Origin of the sequence: Pseudooceanicola lipolyticus (assembly GCF_002786325.1) — a bacterium.
Classification (GTDB): Bacteria; Pseudomonadota; Alphaproteobacteria; order Rhodobacterales; family Rhodobacteraceae; genus Pseudooceanicola_C; species Pseudooceanicola_C lipolyticus.
Genome location: NZ_PGTB01000409.1, coordinates 1 through 697, shown reverse-complemented (window position 1 = coordinate 697; position 697 = coordinate 1). Strand labels below are relative to the sequence as shown.

The window sequence follows — 697 nt, the reverse complement described above, 5'->3', positions numbered from 1 at the left end:
GGGTCATCACCGCCAGCCCCTGGCGCACCAGCGCCCGGTTGGCGCCGATCAGCGGCGCCACGTCGGCCACCGTGGCCAGCGCCACAAGGTCCAGCAGCGCCATCAGGTCGGGGCCGATGCCATCGCCCGCCTCGCGCAGCTGTCGCCGCACCTCGACCAGCATCAGGAACACCACGCCGGCGGCGCAGAGATAGCCCAGATCGCCGCTTTCATCCTGCCGGTTGGGATTCACCACCGCCAGGGCCGGCGGCAGCGTCTCGCCGCCCAGGTGGTGGTCCAGCACGATCACATCCGCGCCCTCGGCGGCGGCGATCGGGCCATGGGACAGGGTGCCGCAATCGACGCAGACAATCAGGTCATGTGCCGCGGCCAGGCGCTGCATCGCCGGTTCGTTGGGGCCATAGCCCTCGTCGATCCGATCGGGGATATACAGCGTCGCGTCGCGCCCCATACCGCGCAGCCAGTCCAGCAACAGCGCCGCCGAGGCGCCGCCATCGACGTCGTAATCGGCAAAGACCGCGATGCGCTCGCGCCGGGTGACGGCGCTGAGAAAGCGCCGCGCCGCCGTTTCCATGTCCTTCAGGCCGCGCGGATCGGGCAGCAGCTCGCTGAGGCGGGGGGTCAGGAAGCCTTCGGCGGCCTCCGCGGCGATGCCGCGCCGGGCCAGCACCTGGCACAGCGCCGGCGGCAATCCGGT

At 71.7% G+C, this 697-nt stretch carries 1 protein-coding gene; it reads right to left on the bottom strand.

Translation table 11 applies throughout. From position 1 onward, the window contains the following. A partial coding sequence (locus CVM52_RS26295; protein ID WP_205965048.1) for a single-stranded-DNA-specific exonuclease RecJ occupies nt 1-697 on the bottom strand: 697 nt, incomplete at both ends.